This is a genomic window from Sphingomonas sp. Leaf230 (genome assembly GCF_001421745.1).
In the GTDB taxonomy this organism is placed as follows: Bacteria; Pseudomonadota; Alphaproteobacteria; order Sphingomonadales; family Sphingomonadaceae; genus Sphingomonas.
In genome coordinates this window covers 315,780-342,383 of sequence record NZ_LMKW01000011.1, presented here as the reverse complement: position 1 = coordinate 342,383, position 26,604 = coordinate 315,780, and the positions used below count along the sequence as shown (strand labels likewise).

Here is a 26,604-nt window from a genome sequence, read left to right as displayed (position 1 = left end):
CGGGAAAGGGGCGGCCCGATAAAATCGGGGCGAACGGCGTTCCTCGAAAAAGGCAAACCGCTGGAGACCGACTCTTAACGGGCTTCCGCTGTGTGCGGTCATCCGGTCATAGATCGCGGCTCAACCAAACCCGCTCAACTGGTCCGCCGAAGCACGCACGGGGTTGCCATCCCGCACCCCGCATCGGCATAGGCGCGCGTTCATTGAAGGACGACGCGATGCAGACGGACGCTGGCGGCCCCGCCTTGGGGCTGGATTTCGGCACGACCAACAGCGTCGTGGCGCTGGGGACGCGCGGCGGGACGCCCGAACTCGTGACGTTCGCTGCCCCTGCCGAGACGAGCCCGGTATTCCGCTCGGCGTTGTGTTTCTGGCAGGACGACAGCGGCAAGGGGCTCGCGTCGGATGCGGGGCCGTGGGCGATCGCCGAATATATGGAATACCCGCTCGACAGCCGGTTCATCCAGTCGTTCAAGTCGGTCGCGGCGATGAAGACGTTCGAGCAGGCGTCTGTGTTCGACAAGCGCTATCGCTTCGAGGAGATGGGCCAGCTGTTCCTCGAAAAGCTTATTTCCCATGCGGGCGGCAAGCTCGACACGCGGCCGCACCGGATCGTGGTGGGGCGCCCGGTCGAATATGCCGGCGCGCGGCCCGACGAGGCGCTGGCGCGGACGCGGTATGACGCGATGTTCAAGGGCTTCGGGGCGGAGATCCATTACGTCTACGAACCGCTCGGGGCGGCGTATAGCTACGCGACGCGGCTGACCGAGCCGGCGACGATCCTAGTGGCGGATTTCGGCGGTGGTACGAGCGACTTTTCGGTGGTGCGCGTGGCCGAGCCGGGCGCGGCGCGGCGGTGTACGCCACTGGGTCATGCGGGCGTCGGGATCGCGGGCGATCGGTTCGATTACCGGATTCTCGACCGGCTGGTGCTGCCGATGCTCGGCAAGGGCGGCGCGTACAAGTCGTTCGGCAAGGAACTGGAGATTCCGCGCGCGTATTTCGCCGATTTCGCGGACTGGTCCAGGCTGGCGCTGATGCGCAATCGCAAGACGATGACCGAGCTGGAGCGGTTGCAGAAGACCGCCGTGGATCCGGATGCAATCGGGCGGATGATCGCGGTGATCGAGAACGAACTTGGCTATCCGCTGTATGATGCGGTCGGGTCGCTCAAGCGTGCGCTGTCGAGCGGTGAGGATGCGCATTTCCACTTTGCGGGCGCGGGGCTTGAGATCGAGGCGGACGTGACGCGGGCGCAGTTCGAAGGCTGGATCGCCGACGACGTGGTGCGGATCGAGGCGGCGGTCGACCGGGCCTTGGAGGTGGCGAACGTCGGTGGCGGCGAGATCGACCGGGTGTTCCTGACCGGCGGATCGTCGTTGATCCCGCGCATCCGCCGCATCTTCGTCGAGCGGTTCGGCGAGGCGGCGATCATGAGTGGTGGCGAGCTGACGTCGATCGCGCACGGCCTCGCGCTGATCGGCGAGCAGGACGATATTGCGGCTTGGTCGGCATGATCCCGCGCGTGCTTCTCGGGACGGCGCAGGTGCCGGGTGGGGGTGAGCTTCGCTTGCTCCAGCGTGGTGCGGAGTTCTCGATCATGCTCGGCGCGAACGAGTTGATGAACAGTCGGCTTAGCGGGTCGGAAGAGGCGTTGGCGGAGCAGGCGTGCGATCGGATCGGTGGGCGGCCAGGCGTGCGGATGCTGATCGGCGGGCTTGGGATGGGGTTTACCCTCCGCGCGGCGTTGGCTCGGCTTGGGCCTGACGCGGAGGTAGTTGTGGCGGAGATCGTGCCGGCGGTGATCGAATGGGCGCGCGGGCCTATGGCGGCGGTGCATGGCGACAGCCTTGCCGATCCGCGGACGCGTATTTTCGAGGGCGATGTCGCCGCGGCGATCGCCGAGGGCGATTGGGACGCGATCCTGCTCGACGTCGACAACGGTCCGGACGGAATTTCGCGGCCGGGTAATGACCGGCTTTACGGGGCGCGCGGATTGTCTTTGGCGCGGGCGGCGTTGCGACCCGGTGGCGTACTTGCCGTGTGGTCGTCGGCACCGAGTAAGCCGTTCGCTACCCGACTTGCCGAAGCAGGGTTTGCGGTCGACGAAGTTAGCGCGCGCGCTACGCGGAAGGGCGGCGCGCGGCACACGATCTGGTTCGCTACCAAGGCATGATCTGGCGCTGGGCCGTCTTGATCGCGCTGTCGGCGGTGATCGCGGGGCTGCTGGAGCTTGTCGGGCTGCCGGCGGGGTTGCTGCTCGGGCCGATGGTCGCGGCGGTCGTGCTGGCGGTGCGGGGGTGGTCGCTTAGCGTGCCGACGTCGGCGTTTCGCGGGGCGCAGGCGGCGGTCGGGACGCTGATCGCGGGGTCGATCACGACCGGGATCGTCGCGACGGTGGCGGATCACTGGCCGGTGTTCCTGATGGTCAATTTCGTCACGCTCGCCGCTAGCAGCGTGCTCGGATACCTGCTGAGCCGGTGGCAGGTGTTGCCGGGGACCGTCGCGGTGTGGGGATCGACGCCGGGTGCTGCGAGCGCGATGGTGTTGATGGCGCAGGCTTACGGCGCGGACTCGCGGCTGGTCGCGGTGATGACCTACACGCGGGTGGTGAGTGTGGCGGTGGTTGCGTCGGTGTTGGCGGCGGTGATGGTCGGCGGCGGGAGCGGGCATCATGTTGCGGGCACGTGGTTTGCGGCGGTCGATCCGGTTGCCGTGCTGCGGACGATCGCGATTGCCGGTGTTGGTGCGACCGTGGGGGTCGTGCTGAAGCTACCCGCCGGCGCGCTGCTCGGGTCGCTTGTGGCGGGGGCGGCGCTCAACGTTACCGGCGTCGCGCAGCCAGTGTTGCCGCAGTGGTTGCTGGCGATCAGCTATGCGGTGGTCGGGTGGCGGATCGGGCTGTCGTTCACGCGCGATACGCTGCGGGTGGCGGGGAAGGCGATGCCGCGGATCCTATTGTCGGTGGCGTTGCTGATCGCGTTCTGCGGCGGGATCGCCGCGGCGTTGACGCGCTGGTGGGGGATCGATCCGGTGACGGCGTATCTGGCGACTAGCCCGGGCGGGATGGATTCGGTCGCGATCATTGCTGCGTCGAGTCCGGTGGATGTGCCGTTCGTGATGGCGCTTCAGGTGTTGCGGTTCCTGGGGGTGTTGCTGATCGGGCCGCCGCTCGCGAAGTTCGTGGCGACGCGGCAGGGCGGTGTGCCGCCGCCGGTAATCCCGACTTAGCGCGGCAGGGCCTCATATGCCGTCGTCATCCTGACGAAAGTCAGGACCCAGGGTTACAGGGGACAGCGGTCGTGGCTCTGGGTCCTGACTTTCGTCAGGATGACGGGGGAGATTTGTTCGGGCGATACGCCTCGACGTCGATGTCGTGGCGCTTGAGCTTGTCGTAGAACGTCTTTCTCGGGATGCCGAGTGCGGCCAAGGCCGAGCGGACGTCGCCGCTGACCTGTTGGAGCACGGCGCGGATCGTCGCTTCCTCGAACTTGTCGACGCGGGCGGGGAGGGGGATGTCGCTGTCTTCGTCGACGGGGTCTTCGGCTTCCACGCGGAGCACCATGCGCTTGGCGAGGTTGTCGAGTTCGCGGACGTTGCCGGGCCAGTCGTGCTGGCCGAGATACGCTAGCGTCGCGGTGTCGATCGTCGGGACCTCGCGGCCGAACCGTTCCGCCGCCTGGTGGAGTAGGTGACCGAACAGCAGCGGAATGTCGTCGCGGCGTTCTCTGAGCGGCGGGATGCGTAGGCGTACCGCGTCGAGGCGGAAGAGGAGGTCGGCGCGGAAGCGGCCTTCCTCGACCGCGTGATCAAGGCCAGGCTTGGCGGCAGCGATCACGCGCAGGTCGAGCGCACGCGGGAGGTCGCCACCGACCGGCATCACCTCGCGCTCCTCGAGCACGCGGAGCAGTTTTGCCTGAAACGCCGGCAGCGTGCTCTCGATTTCGTCGAGGAACAGCGTGCCGCGGTTCGAGGCCTCGATCCGGCCGGTGCGCGGCAGGCGGGAGTCGCCGTCGTGGCCGAACAGCTCGATTTCCGCGACAGCCTCGGGCAGCGCGGCGCAGTTGACTGCCACGAAGGGCCGTGACCGTCGGTTGCTCCAGCGGTGGAGCAGGACGGCGACGAGTTCCTTGCCGGTGCCGGTCTCCCCCTCGATCAGAACGTCGATGTCGGCCTGAGCAATTTGGCGCATCGTTTCGCGGAGGCGGACCATCACCGGGGTCTCGCCGATCAGCGGTTCGGCGCCGACCGTTTCCTCGGCGGCGGCGCGGAGGCGGCGGTTGTCGAGGACGAGGCGGCGCATTTCGAGCGCGCGGCGTGCCCCCGCGATCAAATGGTCCGTGGCGAACGGCTTCGGGATGAAGTCGAACGCGCCGTTCTTCAGCGCGGCGACCGCCATCGCGACGTCGCCGTGGCCGGTCATCAGCAGCACCGGGATCTCGTGGTCGATCGCGGCGATCCGGCGGAAGAGTTCGAGGCCGTCCATCTTCGGCATGCGGATGTCGGACACCACCGCGCCGTCGAACCCGGCGGTAACGCGGGCGAGCGCGACGGTCGGGTCGCGCTCCGCGATCACCGCGATCCCGGCGAGTTCGAACGATTGCTCGAGCGCCCCGCGCAACACGTCGTCGTCGTCGACGAGCAGAACCGCCTGCTCGCTCAAGCCTTCACCAGGATCATACGGAAGATGGCGCCTTCTGGAGCGGGGACGAGGTCGAGCGTGCCGCCGAACTCGGTCATGATGTCGCGCGCGATGCCGAGGCCGAGCCCGAGGCCGTCCTTCTTGCTGGTCGCGAACGGAGTGAAGAGGTGGTCGGCGATGTCGGGCTCGATGCCGGGGCCGTTGTCGGCGACGGTCAGCACGACATCGCGGCCTTTCCGTCCGACCGTCACGCTCACCCGGGCATCTCGGCGGTCGGCGACCGCATCGAGCGCGTTCTGGAGGAGATTGACCAGCACCTGCTCCAGGCGGACGCGGCCGGCGATCACCGTCAGTCGCGCCTCGGGACCGTTCGGCAGGTCGAGCGTCACGCCTTTGGCGCGGAAGCGGTCGCCGATCAGCAGGCGGACGCCGTCGATCGCCTCGTCGAGCGCGACGGGGCCGATCGAGCCTGCGCCGCGCCGGGCATAGCGCCTGAGCCCGGCGGTGATCGTCCCGATCCGGCTGGTGAGGTCGACGATCGACTGGAGATTTGTTGCCGCGCGCGCGGGTTCGCCGCGGTCCAGGAACGCCGCGGCATTGTCGGCGAAGGTGCGGATCGCGGCGACGGGCTGGTTGATCTCGTGCGCGACGCTGGCGGTGATCGTGCCGATCGAGCCGACGCGGTTGGCGTGCGCCAGTTCCTCGCGCGCCTGGCGGAACCGCTGGTCGGAGGCCTCGCGCTGCTCGACCTCGATCTGGAGGCGGTCGGCGGTGGCGCGGAGTTCGGCGGTGCGGCGGGCGACCTCCGCTTCCAGTTCTGCCCGCGCGCCGACGTTGCGCTTGCGTCGCTCGTACAGCCACCACGCGCCGAGTATCGTCGCGATCGTCAGCATCGCGGCGATCGCGGTGGCCCAGCGCGTGCGCGCAGCGGCGGTGCGCAGGGCAGCGTCGAGCGGCTCCATATGCACCAGCCGCCAGCCCGAGATCGGTACCGGCAGCGATACCGTGATTGCAGGCGATCCGTCGGGCAGACGTGAGATCCCGTCGGCGAGCGTCAGTGGGGCGGGGGCCAGTGGCGATGTTCCGAACTGGCGCGTCTCGACCAGCTCGGCGCGACGCGAAGGCGAGAGCGGGCGGGTGGTGCGAAATTCGAGCTTCGGATCGCTGGAGATCAGGATGATGCCGTCGGGATCGGTGACGAAGGTCGCCATCCGGTCCTGGATCCACGCGCGCGCGATCTTCTCGAACTCGACCTTGACCACGACCACGCCGAGCGGGCGCCCGGCGCGGTCGATCCGGCGCGATAAGTACAGGCCGGGCCGCCCGCTGACGCTGCCGAGAGCGAAGAACTCGGTTGCGCCGGAGGCCATCGCCTTGGTGAAATAGTCGCGGAAGCGGTAGTCGTGGCCGAGGAAGCTGTCCGGGCGCCCGGCGTTCGAGGCGGCGATCGTCATGCCCTGCGTATCGAGCGCGTAGATGACCGGTGCGCCGGTGCGCTCTGCCAGCAGCGCGAGCTTGGTGTTGAGCGCGGGGTCGACCTTACCCGACGCGAGTGCCGCGCGGACATCGGGATATTCGCCGAGCATGATCGGCAGCAGGCGATAGGTCTGCAATTCGGCTTCGAGCAGACGAAGGTTGCTCCGCGTCTGCTGGACCGCGCGCATACGCACGCCCGCGCGCGCGTCTTGGGCGGCGCGCTGGCCGTAGATCGAGGCGACTCCCGCGACGATCACGCCAAGCGCTGCGAATGCCATCAGCACCGTCAACGCGGTGACGAAAAGGGAGGATCGGAGTCGCCTCATTTTGTGCGGATTATCACACACGCAGCGGTTACGCTATTACTGAAACATGACATTTCCCACACGTCAGAATAATCGGTATGCCAATAAATGGCTTAAAACCAACGTTTTGCGGGCTTGTGACCCCACTCTTGTAGTCCCCGGTCCGGCCCGGCATTACCGTCGCACACAACGTCCCGCGTGAGTGGACGAGAATACCAGGAGGCGATGTTGACCCTACCCACCCAGACATATGGCGTCGCGGAAACGCCCGCGCGGAAGCGCTGGAGCGGCCAGCTCTATATCCAGGTCCTGATCGCTATCGCGCTCGGCGCGGCGCTCGGACATTTCTATCCGGCGTACGGCGCGGCGCTGAAGCCGCTCGGCGATGCGTTCATCAAGCTGGTGAAGATGATCATCGCCCCGGTGATCTTCCTGACGCTCGTCACCGGCATCGCCGGCATGAAGGAGCTCGGCTCGGTCGGCCGCGTCGCGGGCAAGGCGTTCGCCTACTTCCTGTTCTTCTCGACGCTGGCGCTGATCGTCGGGTTGATCGTCGCCAACGTCGTCCAGCCGGGCGCGGGGATGAACATCGACGCCGCCACGCTCGATACCAAGGGCATCGCCGACTACACCGTGAAGGCGCACGAGACGACGATCACCGGGTTCCTGATGAGCATCATCCCGGACACGATGGTCAGCGCGTTCACCGAGGGCAACATCCTCCAGATCCTGCTCGTCGCGATCCTGTTCGGTATCTCGCTCAGCCTGGTCGGCGAGCCTGCCAAGCCGGTGCTGAACTTCCTCGAGCGGCTCAGCCTGATCGTCTTCAAGCTGGTCGGCATCCTGATGCGCGCGGCCCCGCTCGGTGCGTTCGGTGCGATCGCGTTCACGATCGGCAAATACGGAATTGGCAGCCTTGCCAATCTCGGCGCGTTGGTCGCGACCTTCTATCTCACTGCGGCGCTGTTCGTGATCGTCGTGCTCGGCACGGTCGCACGGCTGACCGGCTTCTCGATCTTCAAGCTGATCAAGTATCTGAAGGCGGAACTGCTGCTGGTGCTCGGGACGTCGTCGTCGGAAGCCGCACTGCCGAACCTGATCCAGAAGATGGAGGCGGCAGGCTGCGAGAAGTCGGTGGTCGGGCTGGTCGTGCCGACCGGCTATTCGTTCAATCTCGACGGTACCAACATTTACATGACGCTGGCCGCGCTGTTCATCGCGCAGGCGACCAACACGCACCTGACGCTCGGCCAGGAACTGTTGCTGCTGGTCGTTGCGATGATCTCTTCGAAGGGTGCCGCGGGCGTCACCGGCGCGGGCTTCATCACTTTGGCCGCGACGTTGTCGATCGTGCCGACCGTGCCGATCGCCGGCATGGCGCTGATCCTCGGCGTCGACCGCTTCATGAGCGAGTGCCGCAGCCTCACCAACTTTATCGGCAACGCGGTCGCGACGATCGTCGTCGCTCGCTGGGAGGGCGCACTCGACCGCGACAAGCTCGACGCTGCGCTGTCGGGCAAGCTTCCCGAGTTCGTGCCTGCTCCCATCGCTGCCGTTCCTGCCCACTGACGCGTACGGGGCCGGTTCGCCGGTCCCGCGTCCTGTACCGGATATTTGCTTATGACCTCGATGACGATCCGCCGCATGGCGTATGCGGCCGGCTTTGCCGCGTCCGCGCTTTCGACCCTGGCCTTTTCGAGCGCGGCGATGGCGCAGGCCGAAGCGCCGCCCTCGCGACAGGCGAATGCCGGCGCCAAGGACGTGTCGAGCACCGCCGAAGCCTCGCCGATCGCCGAGAGCTATCCCAATGCCGCGATCGGCGACGGGGTGACGGCGGGTGGCTACAACCAGTCGCGCTGGGCGGAGGACTGGTCGAAGCTGCGCGATCCGAAGAAGCGCAAGGACATCGTCGACCAGCTAAAGTTCATCTCGATCGCGGGTGATGGCGACGTCTATCTGACGCTATCGGGCGAGGCGCGGTTCCGCGTCAACCAGACCACCAACCCCAACCTGCGCGATGCCGAGGCACAGCGGCAGGACATCCTTCGCCTGTTCGGTGGTGCCGACCTGCATGTCGGCCAGCACCTTCGCTTCTACGGTGAACTCGCGCACGGTACTCTGGAAGGGCGGAATCTCGGCACCGCGCTGCCGAACCTGCGCAACAAGCTGGCCGTGCAGCAGGCGTTCGTCGATCTTACCGGGACGGTCGCCGACGTCGATGTCGGCGTGCGCTATGGCCGCCAGACGTTCGCCGACGGCCCGAACCTGCTGGTCGTGCCGCGTGACAACAACACGCTGTTCTTCGGCTTCAACGGCTTCCGCGCCTGGGCACGCACCGCCGGCGTCCGCGCCGACGTGTTCGATTACAAGCCGACCGCGTATGGCAATGGCGGTACACAGGATGACAATGCGGAGAGCGCGCGGCGCTTCTCGGGTATCTCGACGGGCATCGTCGTGCCGGAGACGCTGTTCGGCGGCTCGAAGTTGTACGTCGATCCGTTCCTTTGGCGCCTGCGCAACCGCGCGGCGGTATGGGGCACCGACAACGCGCGCGAAGTTCGCAACTTCTATGGTTTGCACGTCTGGGGCGATGCGGGGCCGGTCAATCTCGACTGGACGATCAACTATCAGGGCGGTTCGTACGACAATCGCTCGATCAAGGCGTGGCTGATCCTGCTGGCGCAGACCTACAAGCTCGGCGAGGGCAAGTCCGCGCCGCGCGTCGGCTTCCATGCGGACTATGCCAGCGGTGGTGGCGCATACGGGAAGGGCACGCTGCGCAACTCGCTCGCGCCGTTCGGCAACAACATCTATTACAGCTATCAACTGTTCGCGACGCCGACCAACCTGGTCGCGCTGGCGCCGAACGTGACGTTCAGCGTGTTCGACAAGCTGCGGCTGACCGCGGAATATCAGCGCTCGTGGCGCGATACGACGAGCGATGCAGTGTACCGCGCGAACGGCTCGGCGTTTGCCGGCACGCAGAATTTCGGGGGGAAGAAGATCGCCGATACGCTGCGGTTCCAGGCGGTGTATCCGTTCACCTCACGACTGTCCTTCACCGGGCGCTATGAGCATCTGATCGCGGGGCCTGCGCTGACGAATGCGGGGTACAAGAACTCCGACTTCCTTGCCGGCTGGATCAGCTATCGGTTCTGACGCTTTCTCCCCTCCCTGGAAGGGAGGGGCTGGGGGTGGGTCGGCTTCCGCATAGTCGAACACGCGGGGCTCAAGCTGGCCGACCCACCCCCGACCCCTCCCTTTCAGGGAGGGGAGAAGTAGTCGGATACCGTCCGGATTAACCTGCGTCGTTCGGCACTGCGTTTTCTTCGTTTTGGACCATACCGGTCCTTCAATTCCTCGATCGACTGTGGCACATGGACTCCAACATCAGGAGTCACATGGCCATGGATCTCAGCTTCACGCCCGAGGAAGAAGCCTTCCGCGACGAAGTCCGCGCGTTCTTCCGCGACAAACTCCCCGCGCGGCTCTCGACACTGGTCCGCGAAGGCAAGCGCCTCCGCAAATTGGACATGGAGGAATGGCACGCGATCCTCAACGAACGCGGCTGGCTGGCGAACCATTGGCCCGAGGAATGGGGCGGCCCTGGCTGGAGCGTGATCCAGCGCTTCATCTTCGATAACGAGTCCGCGCTCGCGCACGCGCCCCGCGTCGTTCCGTTCGGCGTCAACATGCTCGGTCCCGTGCTGATTAAATACGGCTCCGAAGAGCAGAAGAAGCAGTGGCTGCCGCGGATTCTCGACGGCTCCGACTGGTGGTGCCAGGGCTATTCCGAGCCGGGTGCTGGCTCCGATCTCGCGGGCCTCAAGACCACCGCTGTCCGTAAGGGCGACGTCTATGTCGTCAACGGCCAGAAGACCTGGACCACGCTCGGCCAGCATGCCGACATGATCTTCTGCCTCGTCCGCACCGATGCGACCGCGAAGAAGCAGGAGGGCATCTCGTTCCTGCTGATCGACATGAAGTCGCCCGGCATCGAGGTCCGCCCGATCACGCTGATCGACGGCGAGCAGGAGGTGAACGAGGTGTTCTTCACCGACGTCGAGGTGCCCGTCGCCAATCTCGTCGGCGAAGAGAATATGGGCTGGACCTACGCCAAGTACCTGTTGACCTATGAGCGCACCAACATCGCCGGCGTCGGCTTCTCGATCGCGTCGTTCGAGCGGTTGAAGGAAGTCGCGCAGATGCAGAAGAAGGGCGGGCGCTCGCTGGCGGATGATCCGTTGTTCGCGGCGCGGATGGCGCGGGTCGAGATCGACTTGGCCAACATGCAGACGACCAACCTCCGCGTGTTGGCGGCGGTCGCGGGTGGCGGTGCGCCTGGTGCGGAAAGCTCGATGCTCAAGATCAAGGGCACCGAGATCCGCCAGGAGATCACCTCGCTGACGCGTCGCGCCTATGGTTCGTATGCCGCGCCCTACATACCCGAAGCTCTGGAGGCCGGGTGGAACGGCGAGGATGTCGGGCCGGAGGACGCGGCGATGGCGGCGCCGAGCTATTTCAACAATCGCAAACTGTCGATCTTCGGCGGGTCGAACGAGATCCAGAAGAACATCATCTCCAAAGCCATTCTGGGTCTGTGATACCATGAACTTCGAACACACCGACGACCGCCGCATGCTTGCCGACACGCTCGTGCGGGCGTTGCGCGACGGCTATCCGATCGAGACGCGCAACGCGGGCGCGTATGGCGAGGCGGGATACGGTCCGGCAATCTGGCAGCAGTTGAGCGAACTCGGCATCGTGTCTGCACTGTTCGACGAGGCGGCGGGCGGCTTCGGCGGCAGCGGGTTCGACATTATGGTGGTGTTCGAGGCGCTCGGCCGCGCGCTGGTGGTAGAGCCGTTCCTGGGTGCGCTGATGGCCGGGCGCGCGCTGGCGAAGGCTGGCGGGCACGACGAGACGCTCGCCGGGATCGTGTCCGGCGAGACGATCGCTGCGTTCGCGCATGAGGATGCCGCGACGCCGGTGACCGCGACGAAGAGCGGCGATGGCTGGACGTTGAGTGGGACGAAGGCAGTCGTGCCGCAGGCGGGCGCGGCGTCGGTGCTTGTGGTGACGGTCGAGCAGGACGGCGACCCGCTCGTATTACTCGTGCCGGCGGAAACGGCCGGGGTATCGGTCCGCAGCTTCAACGTCGTCGAGGGTGGTGCGGCTGGTGACGTGACGTTCGAGAACGCCACGCTTGGCGCCGATGCGCGTGTTGGGAGCGAAGGGCAGGGGCAGGCGATCGTCGATGCGGCGGTCGGGGCGGGGTTGCTGGCGCTGTCGGCCGAAGCGGTCGGTGCAATGGAATTCGTCAAGGAAGCGACGCTCGGCTACCTCCGGGACCGCAAGCAGTTCGGCGTGCCGATCGGCAAGTTCCAGGCGCTCCAGCACCGCATGGCGACGGTGTTGCTCGAGATCGAGCAGGCGCACTCGGCGGTGATCAACGCGGCGTCGGCGTTCGATGGCGACGATGTGAAGGCGCGCGAGCGGGCTCTGGCGGCGGCGAAGTATACGATCGGGCGGACCGGCGCACTGGTCGCGGAGGAGACGATCCAGCTTCACGGCGGCATCGGCATGACGTGGGAATATGCGGTGTCGCACTATGCCAAGCGGTTGGTGATGATCGACCACCAGTTGGGCGATGAGGATTATCACCTGCAGCGGTACATCGCGCTAGGCTGAACCGGGCCTATTGGCTGTCTGGAATAGACCAAGCCAGCCCGCCCACAACGCGTTCCCCTCCCTGGAAGGGAGGGGGGCAGGTTAGTGCTTGGTCTCGACTGGAACGCCTTCGATGGGGACGGCATCCGACCCGGTCTCCACCACACCCGCCTTGACCGTGACTCGCTGCGCAATCATCGGGCGCAATCGCACCCCAACGCAGATCACCGTCGGCCACAGTAGCGTGTTGACGATGTCCAGCGAGGTGTCCTCCCAGCGCCAGGACCCGAAGTTAAGCCGGTCCATAATCTCGTTGAACGCCTCGCCCGCGACGACCACCCACCACGGAATGAACGTCCCGAACGACCGCCGCGTGATCAGCCGCGCGATCATCAGCAGGGCCATGCCGGCATGAATATGGAGGATGATATCGGGCAGGCCGGTGCCGTCGCCGATCGCGTCGATCATCTGGTGATAGAGATTGGGGATCAACGCGCTGCTCCAGGCCCGGCGATGCTGCCATGCAACATCGATCTATACGGCCCTCACTCGGGGGCGGCAATCGGCGGGGGCGACACGCCTAGCATCAGCGGCTTCAAGTCGCCGATCGTCGTGTCCAGCCAGGCGATGAACCGGTCGATCCGCGCGATCCGGCGGACGTCGCGGTGGACGACGAGCCAGAACGACCTTTGGATATCCACCGCGTCGGGCAGCACGCGCACCAGTCCCGGCATTTGGTCGCCGATGAAGCACGGCAGGATTCCGCAGCCCGCCCCCGCTGCGATCAGTTCGGCCTGCGCGACGATGCTCGAACTGCGGATCGAGGCATCGAGCCGCCCGTCGATCTCCGCTAGATAGCGGAGTTCGGGCGCGTAGATCATGTCCGGTACGTAGCCGATCAGGCGGTGCCGCATCAGGTCTGCAGTGGTCGCGATCGGTCCCGACCGTGCGAGGTGATCGGGATCCGCGTAGAGGCCGAGGTGATAGTCGGTGAGTTTTCGCGCCACCAACGGGCCGCTCTTCGGGCGCGCGAGCATCACCGCGATATCCGCCTCTCGCCGCGACGGGTTGAGGAACCCCGTCGACGCAATCAGGTCCACCGCGATCCGCGGATGCTGGTTGGTGAACGACGCGAGGCGCGGTGCGAGGATGCGACTGCCGAAGCCTTCCGAGACGCTCAACCGGATCGGCCCGGCGAGCACGCCTGCGTCGTTGCCGACGACTTCCTGAATACCGAGCGCTGACGCCTCCATCGTCTCGGCATGGTCGAGCAGCGCCGCGCCGCGTTCGGTCAGCGCGTATCCGGCGACGGTCTGTTCGAACAACGTCGTCTGGAGTCGCCGCTCCAGTCGCTGGAGTCGCCGCGACACCGTCGTCGCGTCCTGTCCCAGCAGTTTTGCAGCTGGCCCAAGCCGGTGCGTGCGCGCCAGGGCGAGGAAATACCGGACGTCGTCCCAATCCATAAACGCCTCACCCTATGCTGCATATTCGCAGAGCGATTCTGCAAACAACCCCGCTTGGCTGCGAAACGCTTATGCCCGACGGTGCGTGCAACAAGAAGAGGATGCCATGCGGACTATCGAGAATTTCGTTAGCGGTGCGGCCAGCACGGCCGAGCGCTTCGGCGACGTGTTCGACCCGAATTCGGGCGAGGTGCAGGCGCGCGTGCGGCTGTCGGGTGCGACCGATCTGGACCGTGCGGTCGCCGCGGCGCAGAAGGCGCAGCCGGGCTGGGCTGCGACTAACCCTCAACGGCGTGCTCGCGTGATGTTCGAGTTCAAGCGGCTCGTCGAGGCGAACATGGACGAACTCGCGCGGCTGCTGTCGTCCGAGCACGGCAAGGTGATCGCGGATTCGAAGGGCGACATCCAGCGCGGGCTGGAGGTGATCGAGTTCTGCTGCGGCATCCCGCACATCCTCAAGGGCGAATACACGCAGGGCGCCGGGCCGGGGATCGACGTGTATTCGATGCGCCAGCCGCTCGGTATCGGCGCGGGCATCACGCCGTTCAACTTCCCGGCGATGATCCCGTTGTGGATGTCGGGCGTCGCGATCGCCACGGGCAACGCGTTCATCCTGAAGCCCAGCGAGCGCGATCCTTCGGTGCCGGTGCGGCTCGGCGAATTGTTCGTCGAGGCGGGGCTGCCCGAGGGCATCTTCCAGGTCGTCCACGGCGACAAGGAGATGGTCGACGCGATCCTCGATCACCCGGCGATCTCGGCGGTGAGCTTCGTCGGATCGTCCGACATCGCGCATTACGTGTACCGTCGCGGCGTCGAGGCGGGCAAGCGCGTCCAGGCGATGGGCGGCGCGAAGAACCACGGGATCGTCATGCCCGACGCGGACCTCGACCAAGTCGTTGCCGATTTGTCGGGCGCTGCGTTTGGCTCGGCGGGCGAACGCTGCATGGCGCTGCCGGTGGTGGTGCCGGTCGGCGAGAAGACCGCGATTGCGCTACGGGAGAAGCTGATCCCGGCGATCGCGGCGCTGCGCGTTGGCGTGTCGACCGACAACGATGCGCATTACGGGCCGGTGGTGAACGCGGCGCACCGCAGCCGGATCGAGAACTGGATCCAGACCGGCGTCGACGAGGGCGCGGAACTGGTCGTCGACGGGCGCGGATTTGCGTTGCAGGGGCATGAGAAGGGCTTCTTCATCGGGCCGTCGCTGTTCGATCACGTGACGACGGAGATGTCGGCGTACAAGGAGGAGATCTTCGGGCCGGTGCTCCAGATCGTCCGCGCCGCCGATTTCGAGGAGGCGGTGCGCCTGCCGAGCGAGCATCAATACGGCAACGGCGTCGCGATCTTTACGCGCAACGGCCACGCGGCGCGCGAGTTCGCGGCACGAGTAAACGTCGGGATGGTGGGGATCAACGTGCCGATACCGGTGCCGGTCGCGTATCATACGTTCGGCGGCTGGAAGCGGTCGGCGTTCGGCGACACCAACCAGCACGGGATGGAGGGCGTGAAGTTCTGGACCAAGGTCAAGACGATCACGCAGCGCTGGCCGGACGGGTCTGCATTGCCGGCGATGGCCGAGGATGGCGGTCCGGCGCGCAATAACGATGCGTTCGTTATTCCGACGATGGGGTAGGAGGTTGCCGGCCCATCGCGTCATCCTGGACTTGATCCAGGATCCAGATTTACGAGGCGCTACGCCTGTGGCTCTGGATCCTGACTTTCGTCAGGATGACGGGATTGGGGTGGGGAACGGTTCGAAACCCCAGTCTTCGGCCAGATCGCGCCAGGTTGGATTGTCGGTTTCGATTAGTTCTATCTTCCAGGAACGCTTCCAGACCTTCATCTGCTTTTCGCGCGTGATCGCCGCCTCCATCGTGTCGGCCATCGCGAACCGCACCAGCCGGTTCACGCCGTATCGTTTTGAGAAGCCATCGAATGTACCCTCGCGGTGCTGAACGATCCGTGCCATCAGATTGGACGTCACGCCGATGTACAGCGTTCCGTTGCGCCAGCTCGCCATGATATAGACCGCGGGTTGCCTAGCCACATCATTCCCCCAAGTCGTCATCCTGACGAAAGTCAGGATTCAGAGCCACTAGTTTCGGCGTTCCTGGCTCTGGATGCTGGGTCGAGCCCAGCATGACGGAAGAGAGACCTATGACCAACCAGTTCGACCTCACCGACGACCAGCGCGAAATCCAAGAGCTGGCGCGCCGCTTTACCGCAGACCGGATCACACCGCACGCGGCCGAGTGGGACGAGAAGCACATTTTTCCACGCGAGACGATCAAGGCGGCGGCCGAACTCGGCTTCGCGGCGATCTATGTCAGCGAGGAGAGTGGCGGGATCGCGCTCGGGCGGCTTGAGGCGGCGCTGATAATGGAGGCAATGTCGTATGGCTGTCCTTCGACGAGCGCGTTCATCAGCATCCACAACATGGCGGCGTGGATGATCGACCGGTTCGGATCGGCTGCGGTGAAGGACAAGTACCTTCCCAGCATGGTGACGATGGACCGGCTTGGCAGCTATTGCCTGACCGAGCCGGGGTCGGGTTCCGACGCGGCTGCTCTGAAGACGCGAGCCGTCCGCGACGGCGACGACTGGATCGTGACCGGCTCGAAGCAGTTCATCTCGGGTGCGGGCGAGAACGAGGTGTACGTGACGATGGTCCGAACCGGTGAGGACGGGCCCAAGGGCATCTCGTGCCTCGTGATCGAGAAGGACATGCCGGGCGTGTCGTTCGGCGCGAACGAGAAGAAGCTCGGCTGGCATTCGCAACCGACGCGGCAGGTGATCTTCGACGGCGTCCGCGTGCCGGGGGCGAACATGGTCGGCGGCGAGGGCGAGGGCTTTCGGATCGCGATGATGGGGCTCGATGGCGGGCGGCTGAACATCGGCGCGTGCTCGCTTGGCGGTGCGCAGCGGTGTCTCGACGAGGCGATCGCCTATACCAAGGACCGCAAGCAGTTCGGGAAGGCAATCGCGGACTTCCAGAACACGCAGTTCATGCTGGCGGACATGGCGACCGAACTGGAGGCGGCGCGCGCGCTGCTCTACATCGCGGCGGCGAAGGTGACGGCGAACGCGCCCGACAAGACCAAGTTCGCGGCGATGGCGAAGCGGCTGGCGACGGACACGGGGTCTTCGGTGGTCGACCGCGCGTTGCAGTTGCATGGCGGTTACGGGTATCTGCAGGACTATCCGATCGAACGCTTTTGGCGTGATCTGCGGGTTCATTCGATCCTGGAGGGGACAAACCAGGTCATGCGGATGATCGTCGGCCGCGAACTGACGCGGCAGTGAGTCCGCGCAGCTTCGCTCATTCCTTCTGCTCCGCGGCTCCGCGTCTCCGCGTGAATCAAGAATTTTTGCACGCGGAGACGCGGAGGCGCGGAGATGGTGCTTTGGAGGTGACCGCGTGACCGATGATCTGATCGTCGAGAGTGAAGGGCCTGTCGGCCGTATTCGTCTCAATCGGCCTAAGGCACTGCACGCGCTAAATTTGGCGATGTGCGATGGCGTGCTCGAGGCGCTGGAGGCGGCTCGTGGCGATGCGGCGGTCGAGGCGATCGTAGTCGATCATGTCGAGGGGCGTGGGTTTTGCGCTGGCGGGGATATCCGCATGCTTGCAGCCTCGGGCGCGACCGACGGCGTCGAGGCGCGGGCGTTCTTTCATGCCGAGTACCGGATGAACCACCGGCTGTTCACCTATGCCAAGCCGATCGTCGCGTTCATGGACGGGATCACGATGGGCGGCGGCGTCGGCCTTGCGCTGCCGTGCCGATACCGGGTGGCAACCGAGAACACCAAGTTCGCGATGCCGGAGACGGGGATCGGGCTGTTCCCGGACGTCGGCGGTGGCTGGTATTTGTCGCGTTTGCCGGGGCGGATCGGACAGTATCTCGCGCTGACCGGGCACCGGCTGGATGGCGCGGAGTGTCTCGCGCTCGGGTTGGCGACGCAGTATCTCGCGAGCGATACGGTCGATACGGCCAAGGCGCGGATTGCGGAGACGCCTCAGGATATCGCGGGCGTGCTGGACGCGTTGGCCACGTCGGCACCCGACGCGAAGATCTTGGCTCGCAAGGACGAGATCGACCAGCTTTTCGCGTCGGACGTGCTGGAGGAGATTTACGCTGCACTCGACGCCGATGGTGGGGAGTGGGCAACGCAGACGCTCGCGACGCTGAAGACCAAGTCGCCGCAGACGATGAAGGTGTCGCTCCGGCTGCTCCGCGAGGGGGCGGGGATGGCGAATTTCGCGGATGAGATGCTGCAGGAATATGCGGTCGGCGCGCACGTCGTGCAGCGGCATGACTTCATCGAGGGCGTGCGGGCAGTAATCGTCGACAAGGACAATGCGCCGCGTTGGGACCCTGCGACGCCCGAGGATGTGACCGATCACGTAATCGACCAGATCTTCGCGCCGTTGCCTGAGCATGAGGCGTGGACGCCGGGCTGACTCGTCATCCTGACGAAAGTCAGGATCCAGAGTTACAGATGCCCACATGTGTGGCTCTGGATCCTGGATCGAGTCCAGGATGACGTAGTAATTGGAGAACGACATGGCCGAATACGAAACGATCCTGGTCGAGCAGCGCGGTGGCGTTACGCTCGTCACGCTGAACCGGCCCCAGGCGCTGAACGCGCTCAATTCGCAGGTGCTCGTGGACCTGATCGCTGCGTTCGCCGCGTTCGATGCGGATGCGTCGCAGGGGTGTGCCGTGCTGACTGGGAGCGCGAAGGCGTTCGCGGCGGGGGCGGACATCAAGGAGATGCAGTCGCAGGGCTTCGCGGAGATGTACGCGAGCAACTTCTTCGCGGGGTGGGAGAATTTCACGCGGACGCGCAAACCGGTGATCGCGGCGGTCGCGGGCTATGCGCTCGGCGGCGGGTGCGAGCTGGCGATGATGTGCGACTTCATCCTAGCCGCCGATACCGCCAAGTTCGGCCAGCCCGAGATCAAGCTCGCCGTGTCTCCCGGCATGGGCGGATCGCAGCGGCTGACGCGCGCGGTCGGCAAGGCCAAGGCGATGGAGATGTGCCTGACCGGGCGGATGATGGATGCCGCCGAAGCGGAGCGCTCGGGGCTGGTCTCGCGGATCGTGCCGGCAGACGAGCTGGTCGAGGAGGCGGTGAAGACCGCGACCACGATCGCTGCGATGGCGCCGCTGGCGGTGCTGGCGAACAAGGAAATGGTCAACGCGGCGTTCGAGACCGGGCTCGCGATGGGCGTCCAGTTCGAGCGACGGCTGTTCCACGGGCTGTTCGGGACTGAGGACCAGAGCGAAGGCATGGCTGCGTTCGTCGAGAAGCGCGCCGGGACCTGGACGGGGAAATGATCGTAATTCCCCTCCCGCTTGCGGGAGGGGTCAGGGGAGGGGCCTGCCGCGACTGCCGACGCTTTGATTGTGGCACCGCCCTCCCCCAACCCCTCCCGTGAACGGGAGGGGAGCAAGATTAGGAGAGAGAACATGGCACGGATCGGTTTCATCGGGCTCGGCAACATGGGCGGCGGGATGGCGGCGAACCTCGCGAAGAAGGGCCACGACGTTCGCGCGTTCGATCTGAGTGCCGATGCGCTCGACAAGGCGAAGGCCGCCGGATGCCTGCCGGTGGCGTCCGCTGCCGAAGCCGCCGACGGTGCCGAGGCGGTCGTGACGATGCTCCCCGCCGGCAAGCATGTCGCCGAGGTCTATGACGCGCTGTTCGTCGTCGCGGCGCCGTCCGCGATCCTGATCGACTGCTCGACGATCGACGTGGCCACCGCCAAGGAAGTCGCTGCGGCTGCGCAGGCGAAGGGCCTCGTCGCGGTCGACGCGCCCGTCTCCGGCGGGATCGGCGCGGCGAACGCGGGGACGCTCACGTTCATGGTCGGTGGGTCGGCGGAGGCGTTCGACCGCGCGCAGGGGATCCTTGCCGACATGGGCAAGGCGGTGATCCACGCGGGCGCGAACGGCGCGGGACAGGCGGCGAAGATCTGCAACAACATGATCCTCGGCGCGACGATGATCGTGACCTGCGAGGCGTTCGTGCTGGCGGAGAAGCTCGGGCTCGATGCGCAGGCGTTCTACGACATCGCCAGCGTTTCGTCGGGGCAGAGCTGGTCGATGACGACCTATGCGCCGCTCCCCGGCATCGGTCCCGATACGCCCGCCGATCATGACTATCAGGGCGGTTTCGCGGCGGCGCTTATGCTCAAGGACCTACGGCTTGCGATGGCGGCAGCGAAGGACACTGGTGCCGATACGCCGATGGGCGCGAAGGCAGCCGAGCGTTACGAGGCGTTCGCCGAGGCCGGACAGGGCGGTCTCGACTTCTCCGCGATCATCCGCACGCTGCGCGGTTAGGTCTTAGAGGAAGCGTATCAGCATCAGCAGCAGGCTGAGGATAGACACCGTCCAACACAGGCTGCGGACATATTTGATCCCGAACAGGTAGAGCGGGATGTACGCGATCCTCGCACCGAACCAGAGCCATGCGCCGATCGCACCCAGCCCGCCGGTGCGATCGGTCACGGCCAGCCCCAGCGCAAGCGCGATGAAGACGGGGTAGGTTTCCTGGAAATTCTTCAGCGCACGTTCGGCGCGACCAGCCATATCGCCGAGCGGCTTCTGCTCGCCGTCGCGGGGTCCCGCGTTCCAGTCGAGCCCGCGGTCGCGCGTCGCGGTCTGCCCCTGGATCATGATGTATGTGAACAGCAACACCGTCGACCAGCCGAGCAGCAGCAATTCCGTCGGTAAATGCGTCATGATCGATCTCCGCTAGGGCAGCGGGTCTCGAACGCTGCTAGCGTGCTTGTGTTGCAACCTTGATCTGCTGATCCGCAAGCGATTGGCGGGCATCGTGCTCGCGGTGAAACGCGCGGTCGGCGTCGTCGATCGCGCCGAGCAACGCGCCGAAGCAGGGGGCCTCGTCGATAGGATAGACGCGCGAAAGATCGTGGCCCAGCGCAAACACGTCGCGCTGCGTGAGGAGCCCGATCGCGACGATACGGTCTGGGTCGGACATGTTAGGCTCCCGTGGTGCAATATATGTTAACGCGCTCCACGTGTTATCGGTACCGGCCCATCGCGAAAACACGCCCATCGGAGCGTCAACCGAGGCCGAGCCGCTCGCGCGCCTGCCACCGAGCCATCATCAGCACCGATACCACGGCCAATCCGGTCGCCAGCCCGGTCCAGATACCGACGCCGCCCCAGCCGCGGGCAAAGGCGAGCCACGCGCCGACCCCGATGCCGATCCCCCAATAGCCGATCGCGGCGAAGATCATCGGCACCGTGGTATCCCCCAATCCGCGCAACATCCCCGCGCCGATCACCTGTGCGCCGTCCACCACCTGGAATATCGCAGCCACCGCGAGCAGCGAGATCGCCAGCGCCACCACTGGTGCGTTCGCAGGCGCATCGACGTCGAGGATAATGCCGATCAGCATTTGTGGGGCGAGGATCAGCAGCGCGGCGGTCAGCACCATGAAGCTCTCGCCGATTGCGAACGCCGCCCAACCTGCGCGCCCTATGCCGGCCCGGTCGCCACGTCCCGACGCCAGGCCGACGCGGATCGTCGCCGCCTGCGCGATGCCGAGCGGGACCATGAAGGTGACGCTGGCGATCTGGATCGCGATCGCGTGCGCGGCGAGCGGCACGGTGCCGAGCAGCCCCATCAGGAACACCGCGGCGATGAACACGGTGGATTCGAACCCGAGCGTGATCGCGATCGGCAGGCCGAGCGTCCAGACCGCGCGGTATCGCGGCCAGTCGGCGCGCCAGAACCGGCCGAGCAGGCGGTAGCGGCGGAACGGCGTGGCATAGACGATGACCGCCGCCATCGCGACGAAGCTCAGGCCGTTGGCGATGCTGCTCGCCATTCCCGAGCCGAGCAGCCCGAGCGCGGGGAGGCCGGCATGACCGAAGATCAGCAGCCAGTTGAGCCCGGCGTTGACGACCAGCAGCCCGACCATCACCACCAGCGACCAGGCGGGTTTCTCAAGCGCGGCGACGAATGCGCGTAGCACGAGGAAGCAGAGGCTCGGCAGCATTCCCCACATCACCGCGCGCACGAACCTTGCGGCTTCGTGCGCGAGCAGCGGATCCTGGTCGAGCAGATGGACTAGGATCGGCTCGGCGTTCCACAGCACGATCCACGATGGCAGGCAGAGGGTGGCGGCGACCCATATCGTCTGGCGCACGGTTCGCCGGATGTCGCGTACCGCATGCGGCCGCGCGCCGCGCTCGCGTGCGATCATCGGGACGGCGGCGGTAGTGAGGCCCATCCCGAAGATCAGGAAGACGAGGTAGAGGTTGAGGCCGAGCGTCGCCGCCGCCAGCGTGTCCGACCCGAGCCGGCCCAGCATCGCGACGTCGGTAGCGCCGACCAGCGCCTGGGCGAGATTTGTCGCGACCAGCGGCCAGGCGAGTTTCAGCGTGGCGGCGAACTCGGTGCGCCAGGGGCGGGGAGGGGTGGACGTCATGCGGTGGCTTTAGCCGGGTTGCGCGGCTTGTCGATTGCTCCCGTCGATCCTCCCCCTGTCAGGCAGGCGCGTTAGGTGGCGGAGGGTGAAAACGCGCAACTATGGTTGTCCATGCCGCCCCCTCCGTCAGGCGAAGTGCCTGCCACCTCCCCCTGGCGGGGGAGGATCAGGGCGCGATGCGATGGAAGGGCACGGGTCGAATTGCCCAACGCTTCCCAACCACTCCGTCATCCTGACGAAAGTCAGGATCCAGGGTAACGGATGGTGTCCTATTTGGCTCTGGATCCTGACTTTCGTCAAGATGACGGGGCGCGCGCGCGCTGACGTCCGACCCCACGCTGATCTCTATCCTACCGCATCAACCCAGCAGCGCGGAGGGCGTTCTCGATCGTCGCCTGGAGACCCGCGGGGGCTTCGGCGCGGGGCTTCGACGCAGGCTTCGGCGAGACGGGAATCGCGATCTTGGCGACGCGTTCGACCGGTGCCGGCTTGACCGCGGTTTCCACCTTTGCCGCCGCAACCAGACCCCAGGACTTCGCGATCACCGCCGTGCTAGAGATTCCGACGTCGAGCATGAACGGCCCCGCGGCGCCCAAGCGCTCGCCGCGCAACGGATCGATCGGCGTGCCGTGGCCCATGCCCGGCACGGTCCAGTCCTCGACGACATCGCGGCCTTCCGCGTCTGACCAGATCCGGTGGACGGCGGTGCCTATCCGCTCGGTGCGCACGGCCTTCGCATCGACGCCGTGGATGCCGCGCCATTGCCGCGCGATCGTGTCGGCGTTCGCCACGCTCACCGTCGCGTCCGCGCCGCCGTGCCAGATCGCGAGCGTCGGCCAGCGTCCGTCATGCCCGCGCGCGCCGCTGCGGACCATGTCGACCAGTGCGGTGTCGCTGGTATCGCCGTGCCCGCGCATCCGGTCGAGCGCCTGCGACACGCCGGTCGCGGTACCGTAGGCGAGGCCGCCGATCACCGCGCCGCCGGCGAACAGATCCGGCCGCGTGGCGAGCATCGCCATCGTCATCGCGCCGCCCGCCGACAGCCCGGTGACGTACACGCGGCTGCTGTCGAGGCCGTGGCGCGCGATCATGGTCTCGGTCATCTGCGCGATCGATTCCGCCTCGCCCCCGGTCTGCGCGGTGTCTTCCGACGCGAACCAGTTAAAGCAGAGGTTAGGATTGTTCGCGCGCGTCTGCTCGGGGAAGATAAGCGCGAAGCCTGCGCGATCGGCGAGCTTCGACCAGCCTGAGCCGTGGTCATAGCCTACCGCGGTCTGCGTGCAGCCGTGGAGGACGACGACCAGTGGGGCGTTCGCGCGCAGGTCGGCTGGAACGTAGCTGAAGCCGAGCAGCGCGCCCGGATTGGTCCCGAATTCGGCCAGTGGCGTCAGGCGGCTGGGCGCAGTGTCGCGCGGCGTCGGCGCTCCGGCGCGCGCCATGCGGGCGAGGGTATCGGCGATGTTTCTCACGGTAATCGAGCCTTTCGTCGCCAGCGTACTCGGCCGCGATCTTATCTCAACGTCGCATGTACTTCATTTGTTGCTGCAATGCAGCAATAGCGTCAGGAGTCTTGCCCGATCGTGTCGCATGCTTCGGCGATCGCCGCGTAGATCCGGTCGAGATCGGGATCGTCGATGCAATAGGGCGGCATGACGTAGACGGTGTTGCCGAGCGGGCGGAGCAGCAGGTCGCGCTCGCCGAAGAACGCGAGCAGGCGCGGGCCGATCTGCGACAGATAGCCGTCCTCGCCGCGGAGTTCGACCGCGGTGATAGTGCCGATCTGGCGCGCGTTGGCGATGCGGGGGTGGCGGGCGAGAGCTTCCAGCCGCGAGGCTTGGCGTGTGGCGAGGTCGGCGATCCGCTCGCGAACCGGCTCGTCGCGCCAGATCGCGAGGTTCGCGTTAGCGGCGGCGCAGGCGATCGGGTTGGCGGTGTAGCTCGACGAGTGATAGAACATGCGCGCACGGTCGGTGCCGTAATGCGCCTGGTAGATCGCCTCGGTGGCCATCGTCACCGCGAGCGGGATCGCGCCGCCGGTCAGGCCCTTCGACAGGCACAGGATGTCGGGCACCACGCCTGCCTGTTCGCACGCGAGCAAGGTGCCGGTGCGGCCCCAGCCGGTCATCACTTCGTCGGCGATGAACAGCACGTCGTGTCGTGCGCAGATGCGGCGCATCTCGGCGAGGATGTGTGCGGGATAGATGTGCATTCCGCCTGCACCGAGTAGCAACGGTTCGACGATGAACGCGGCGGGATGCGCCGCGCAGGCGGCCTCCAGCGCGTCGAGCGCCGCCTGTTCGTGCCCGGCGGCGGGGAAGGGGATCGTGCCGACGTCGAACAGCAACGGCGCATAGGCGCGGTTATAGACGCCGCGCGCGCCTACCGACATCGCGCCGATCGTGTCGCCGTGATAGCCGTGTTCGAGCACCAGGATGCGGTGGCGATCCTCGCCGCGATCGAGCCAGTAACCGAGCGCCATCTTCAGCGCGCACTCGACACTGGTCGAGCCAGAGTCCGAGAAGAACACCCGGGTCAGTTCCGGCGGCATGATCGTGATCAGGCCACGCGCGAGGTCTTCGGCGGGCTGGTGCGTCCAGCCGGCGAAGATGATCTGGTCGAGCTTGCCCGCCTGTTCGGCGATGGCGGCCATGATCTTCGGGTTGGCGTGGCCATGTGTCGTAACCCACCAGGACGAGATCGCATCGACGATCCGCCGGCCATCCGACGTGTAGAGCGCGGCGCCCTCGGCATGCGTGACGAGCGGGATCGGCTCGCGCAGGCCGTGCTGCGTGAAGGGGTGCCAGACGGGGGAGTCGATCATCGGAACGCTTCCAGGTCGAAGTTCGCAGCGAACGCCTGCGCCAGCGTCGCGGCGTTGAGCGGATCGAGGCGGGGCAGGCGGCCGAGCCGGCGAACTTTGCCGAGCGTGGCGATTGTCGCCTCACTATCCTCGACCGCGTCGCCGACGAAGGCGATGCCGAGGATCGGTACGCCGCGGCTGCGCAGCGCCTCGATCGAAAGCAGGCTGTGGTTGATCGTGCCGAGACCCGTCCGTGCGACGAGCACGACCGGCTTGGCCCACCGTGCGAACAGGTCTGCGAAGATCAGGTCGCGTGTCACGGGGACCATCACGCCGCCCGCGCCCTCGACCACCAGTGGGCCATCGACCTCTGGCAGCGCGAGACGGTCGGGATCGATCGTCACGCGGTCGATCTCCGCGGCGAGATGCGGCGAGCACGGCGTCGTCAGCCGGTATGCTTCGGGCAGCACGTGGTCCGCAGGAACGCCGAGCGTCACGACCGACGCTGCGTCGCTGCCGTCTGCGAGCCCGGCTTGCACCGGCTTCCAGTAGCGCGCGCCGAGGGCTGCGGTGAGCCCGGCGGCGAACACGGTCTTGCCGATATCGGTGTCCGTTCCGGTAACGACGATCGTCATCGCAATGCCTCTTCCATGACCGTTCCCAGAGCCTCTATATCCGCGACCGTCGCGTTGAGCGTCAACGATATCCGCAACCGCGATCCGCCCTCTGGCACGGTCGGCGGCCGTATCCCGCGCACGTCGAACCCCGCCGCCTGGATCGCGCCGGCGACGCGCATCGTCCGCGCGGCATCCTCCAGCACCAGGGGCAGGATCTGCGAGCCCGTTGCCGCGACGCCGTATGGGGCGAGCACGCGCTCCGCCGTCGCGATCAAGTCCCAAAGCCGCTCCCGCCGCGCCGGTTCATCTGCAATGATGCGGAGGGCTTCACCGACCGCCAGTGCCATCAGCGGCGACGGCGCGGTCGAGAAGATGAACCCGCGCCCGCGATTGACGATAAAGTCGCGCATGACTGCGGGCCCGCACAACAGCGCGCCCTCACACCCAAGCGCCTTGCCGCAAGTCCTCAAGGTAATGACGTTCTCGCGACCGTCGAGCGCTTCGGCGAGCCCGCGGCCGTCGGTGCCGAACACACCGGTCGCGTGCGCTTCATCGATCAGCAGCACAGCGTTGTGACGGTCGGCGATCTCGGCAAGTGCCGGAAGCGGGGCCTGGTCCCCGTCCATGCTGTAGAGGCTCTCGACCGCGATCCATACGCGGCCTGTGCCGCCCGACGCGCGCCATGCGGCGATCGCGTCCTCGAATGCATCGGCATCGTTATGCGCTGCGGCGACGAAGGTCGCCCGGGTGAGCCGCATGCCTTCGTGCGCGCTGGCGTGGATCAGCGCGTCGTGGACGATCAGGTCGCCGCGTTGTGGCAGCGTCGCGAACAGGATCGTGTTGGCGACATAGCCGCTCGCGAAGAACAGCGCCGCCTCGGTCCCGAAGAACCGCGCGGCATCCGCCTCCAGCGCCTCGTGCTCGGGCGCATTCCCGCGGAGCAGCCGCGACCCGCCCGACCCGACCGGGACGCCGCGCTGCAACGCATCGGTCATCGCCGCGCGCAATCGATCCGATCCGGCGAGTCCGAGATAGTCGTTCGAGGCGAAGTCGACGCCCGTACGCGGCCGGAGCGATCGGTACCGGTTGGCAGCCGTAAGTTTGGCGAGGTCTCGTTGCTGTTCGGCGAACATCATCGCGCGGCCCTAAACCCTGCGCGCC

The 26,604-nt window shown here is 66.4% G+C and carries 24 protein-coding genes; 12 read left to right on the top strand and 12 right to left on the bottom strand.

The features are described 5' to 3' along the window. The first annotated feature begins 218 nt into the window (after window positions 1-218). The 3 genes from ASE82_RS15760 to ASE82_RS15750 are packed head-to-tail and all read left to right on the top strand — an operon-like array spanning window position 219 to window position 3,231. Window positions 219-1,517: an Hsp70 family protein gene (locus tag ASE82_RS15760; protein WP_056065504.1), complete on the top strand. Its 1,299-nt coding sequence runs from the start codon at window positions 219-221 to the stop codon at window positions 1,515-1,517. After that, on the top strand, window positions 1,514-2,176 hold the full coding sequence (locus ASE82_RS15755; protein ID WP_056065501.1) for a spermidine synthase: 663 nt from the start codon (window positions 1,514-1,516) through the stop codon (window positions 2,174-2,176). The genes ASE82_RS15760 and ASE82_RS15755 overlap by 4 nt, the downstream gene beginning before the upstream one ends. Beyond that, a complete protein-coding gene (locus ASE82_RS15750) occupies window positions 2,173-3,231 on the top strand; it encodes an AbrB family transcriptional regulator (protein ID WP_056065301.1) in 1,059 nt (352 codons plus the stop codon). Before ASE82_RS15755 ends, ASE82_RS15750 begins: the two co-directional genes overlap by 4 nt. Window positions 3,232-3,325: 94 nt before the next feature. Here the strand turns inward: ASE82_RS15750 and ASE82_RS15745 are convergent, their stop codons facing one another. Together ASE82_RS15745 and ASE82_RS15740 are read right to left on the bottom strand one after the other, a co-directional pair. Next, window positions 3,326-4,663: a sigma-54-dependent transcriptional regulator gene (locus ASE82_RS15745; protein ID WP_056065298.1), complete on the bottom strand. Its 1,338-nt coding sequence runs from the start codon at window positions 4,661-4,663 to the stop codon at window positions 3,326-3,328. Next, window positions 4,660-6,444 carry a sensor histidine kinase gene (locus ASE82_RS15740; protein ID WP_056065296.1) on the bottom strand — a complete coding sequence of 595 codons (1,785 nt, stop codon included), beginning with the start codon at window positions 6,442-6,444 and terminating at the stop codon, window positions 4,660-4,662. The genes ASE82_RS15745 and ASE82_RS15740 overlap by 4 nt, the downstream gene beginning before the upstream one ends. 207 nt (window positions 6,445-6,651) lie before the next feature. Between ASE82_RS15740 and ASE82_RS15735 the strand changes: the two genes are divergently transcribed. The 4 genes from ASE82_RS15735 to ASE82_RS15720 all read left to right on the top strand — a co-directional run bounded on the left by ASE82_RS15735 (window position 6,652) and on the right by ASE82_RS15720 (window position 12,114). Then, on the top strand, window positions 6,652-7,992 hold the full coding sequence (locus ASE82_RS15735; protein WP_268795439.1) for a dicarboxylate/amino acid:cation symporter: 1,341 nt from the start codon (window positions 6,652-6,654) through the stop codon (window positions 7,990-7,992). Window positions 7,993-8,043: 51 nt separating this feature from the next. Further along, window positions 8,044-9,582 (top strand): alginate export family protein, encoded by a 1,539-nt coding sequence (locus ASE82_RS15730; RefSeq protein ID WP_235524751.1) that lies wholly within the window; start codon window positions 8,044-8,046, stop codon window positions 9,580-9,582. A 248-nt stretch (window positions 9,583-9,830) separates the two neighbouring features. Beyond that, on the top strand, window positions 9,831-11,027 hold the full coding sequence (locus tag ASE82_RS15725; protein ID WP_056065494.1) for an acyl-CoA dehydrogenase family protein: 1,197 nt from the start codon (window positions 9,831-9,833) through the stop codon (window positions 11,025-11,027). A gap of 4 nt (window positions 11,028-11,031) precedes the next feature. Continuing rightward, entirely contained in the window at window positions 11,032-12,114 is a 1,083-nt protein-coding gene (locus tag ASE82_RS15720) for an acyl-CoA dehydrogenase family protein (RefSeq protein ID WP_056065292.1), read from the top strand. Between the two features lie 81 nt (window positions 12,115-12,195). On the opposite strand, the gene ASE82_RS15715 is transcribed toward ASE82_RS15720, so the two are convergent. Continuing rightward, window positions 12,196-12,585 carry a hypothetical protein gene (locus ASE82_RS15715; protein WP_235524750.1) on the bottom strand — a complete coding sequence of 130 codons (390 nt, stop codon included), beginning with the start codon at window positions 12,583-12,585 and terminating at the stop codon, window positions 12,196-12,198. Window positions 12,586-12,638: 53 nt separating this feature from the next. Then, window positions 12,639-13,556: a LysR family transcriptional regulator gene (locus tag ASE82_RS15710; protein ID WP_056065290.1), complete on the bottom strand. Its 918-nt coding sequence runs from the start codon at window positions 13,554-13,556 to the stop codon at window positions 12,639-12,641. Window positions 13,557-13,662: 106 nt separating this feature from the next. Here ASE82_RS15710 and ASE82_RS15705 point away from each other — a divergent pair, with 106 nt between their 5' ends. Continuing rightward, entirely contained in the window at window positions 13,663-15,189 is a 1,527-nt protein-coding gene (locus ASE82_RS15705) for a CoA-acylating methylmalonate-semialdehyde dehydrogenase (protein WP_056065288.1), read from the top strand. A gap of 90 nt (window positions 15,190-15,279) precedes the next feature. On the opposite strand, the gene ASE82_RS15700 is transcribed toward ASE82_RS15705, so the two are convergent. Beyond that, window positions 15,280-15,576 carry a GIY-YIG nuclease family protein gene (locus ASE82_RS15700; RefSeq protein WP_235524749.1) on the bottom strand — a complete coding sequence of 99 codons (297 nt, stop codon included), beginning with the start codon at window positions 15,574-15,576 and terminating at the stop codon, window positions 15,280-15,282. A gap of 137 nt (window positions 15,577-15,713) precedes the next feature. Between ASE82_RS15700 and ASE82_RS15695 the strand changes: the two genes are divergently transcribed. The 4 genes from ASE82_RS15695 to mmsB all read left to right on the top strand — a co-directional run bounded on the left by ASE82_RS15695 (window position 15,714) and on the right by mmsB (window position 19,906). Next, window positions 15,714-16,859: an acyl-CoA dehydrogenase family protein gene (locus ASE82_RS15695; protein WP_056065284.1), complete on the top strand. Its 1,146-nt coding sequence runs from the start codon at window positions 15,714-15,716 to the stop codon at window positions 16,857-16,859. A 115-nt stretch (window positions 16,860-16,974) separates the two neighbouring features. After that, the gene (locus ASE82_RS15690) at window positions 16,975-18,018 is read left to right on the top strand and encodes an enoyl-CoA hydratase/isomerase family protein (protein ID WP_056065282.1); all 1,044 of its coding nucleotides are present in this window, start codon (window positions 16,975-16,977) and stop codon (window positions 18,016-18,018) included. 103 nt (window positions 18,019-18,121) lie between these two features. Further along, window positions 18,122-18,898 carry an enoyl-CoA hydratase gene (locus tag ASE82_RS15685; protein ID WP_056065281.1) on the top strand — a complete coding sequence of 259 codons (777 nt, stop codon included), beginning with the start codon at window positions 18,122-18,124 and terminating at the stop codon, window positions 18,896-18,898. Window positions 18,899-19,030: 132 nt separating this feature from the next. Then, on the top strand, window positions 19,031-19,906 hold the full coding sequence (mmsB, locus tag ASE82_RS15680) for a 3-hydroxyisobutyrate dehydrogenase (protein WP_056065279.1): 876 nt from the start codon (window positions 19,031-19,033) through the stop codon (window positions 19,904-19,906). Window positions 19,907-19,909: 3 nt separating this feature from the next. Here mmsB and ASE82_RS15675 read toward each other — a convergent pair whose 3' ends face one another. The 7 genes from ASE82_RS15675 to ASE82_RS15645 form a co-directional block, all read right to left on the bottom strand. Next, window positions 19,910-20,308: an MAPEG family protein gene (locus ASE82_RS15675; RefSeq protein ID WP_056065277.1), complete on the bottom strand. Its 399-nt coding sequence runs from the start codon at window positions 20,306-20,308 to the stop codon at window positions 19,910-19,912. 37 nt (window positions 20,309-20,345) lie between these two features. Then, entirely contained in the window at window positions 20,346-20,567 is a 222-nt protein-coding gene (locus tag ASE82_RS15670; RefSeq protein WP_056065275.1) for a hypothetical protein, read from the bottom strand. 85 nt (window positions 20,568-20,652) lie between these two features. Further along, complete coding sequence (locus ASE82_RS15665) at window positions 20,653-22,026, bottom strand: MATE family efflux transporter (RefSeq protein WP_056065274.1); 1,374 nt, start codon at window positions 22,024-22,026, stop codon at window positions 20,653-20,655. Between the two features lie 350 nt (window positions 22,027-22,376). Next, window positions 22,377-23,495, bottom strand: a complete 1,119-nt coding sequence (locus ASE82_RS15660; protein ID WP_082441560.1) for an extracellular catalytic domain type 1 short-chain-length polyhydroxyalkanoate depolymerase — start codon at window positions 23,493-23,495, stop codon at window positions 22,377-22,379. A gap of 92 nt (window positions 23,496-23,587) precedes the next feature. After that, window positions 23,588-24,847 carry an adenosylmethionine--8-amino-7-oxononanoate transaminase gene (locus ASE82_RS15655; protein ID WP_056065272.1) on the bottom strand — a complete coding sequence of 420 codons (1,260 nt, stop codon included), beginning with the start codon at window positions 24,845-24,847 and terminating at the stop codon, window positions 23,588-23,590. Beyond that, a complete protein-coding gene (gene bioD / locus ASE82_RS15650) occupies window positions 24,844-25,461 on the bottom strand; it encodes a dethiobiotin synthase (RefSeq protein WP_056065270.1) in 618 nt (205 codons plus the stop codon). Before bioD ends, ASE82_RS15655 begins: the two co-directional genes overlap by 4 nt. Then, window positions 25,458-26,579: an 8-amino-7-oxononanoate synthase gene (locus tag ASE82_RS15645; RefSeq protein WP_056065268.1), complete on the bottom strand. Its 1,122-nt coding sequence runs from the start codon at window positions 26,577-26,579 to the stop codon at window positions 25,458-25,460. Before ASE82_RS15645 ends, bioD begins: the two co-directional genes overlap by 4 nt. Window positions 26,580-26,604: the final 25 nt, after the last annotated feature.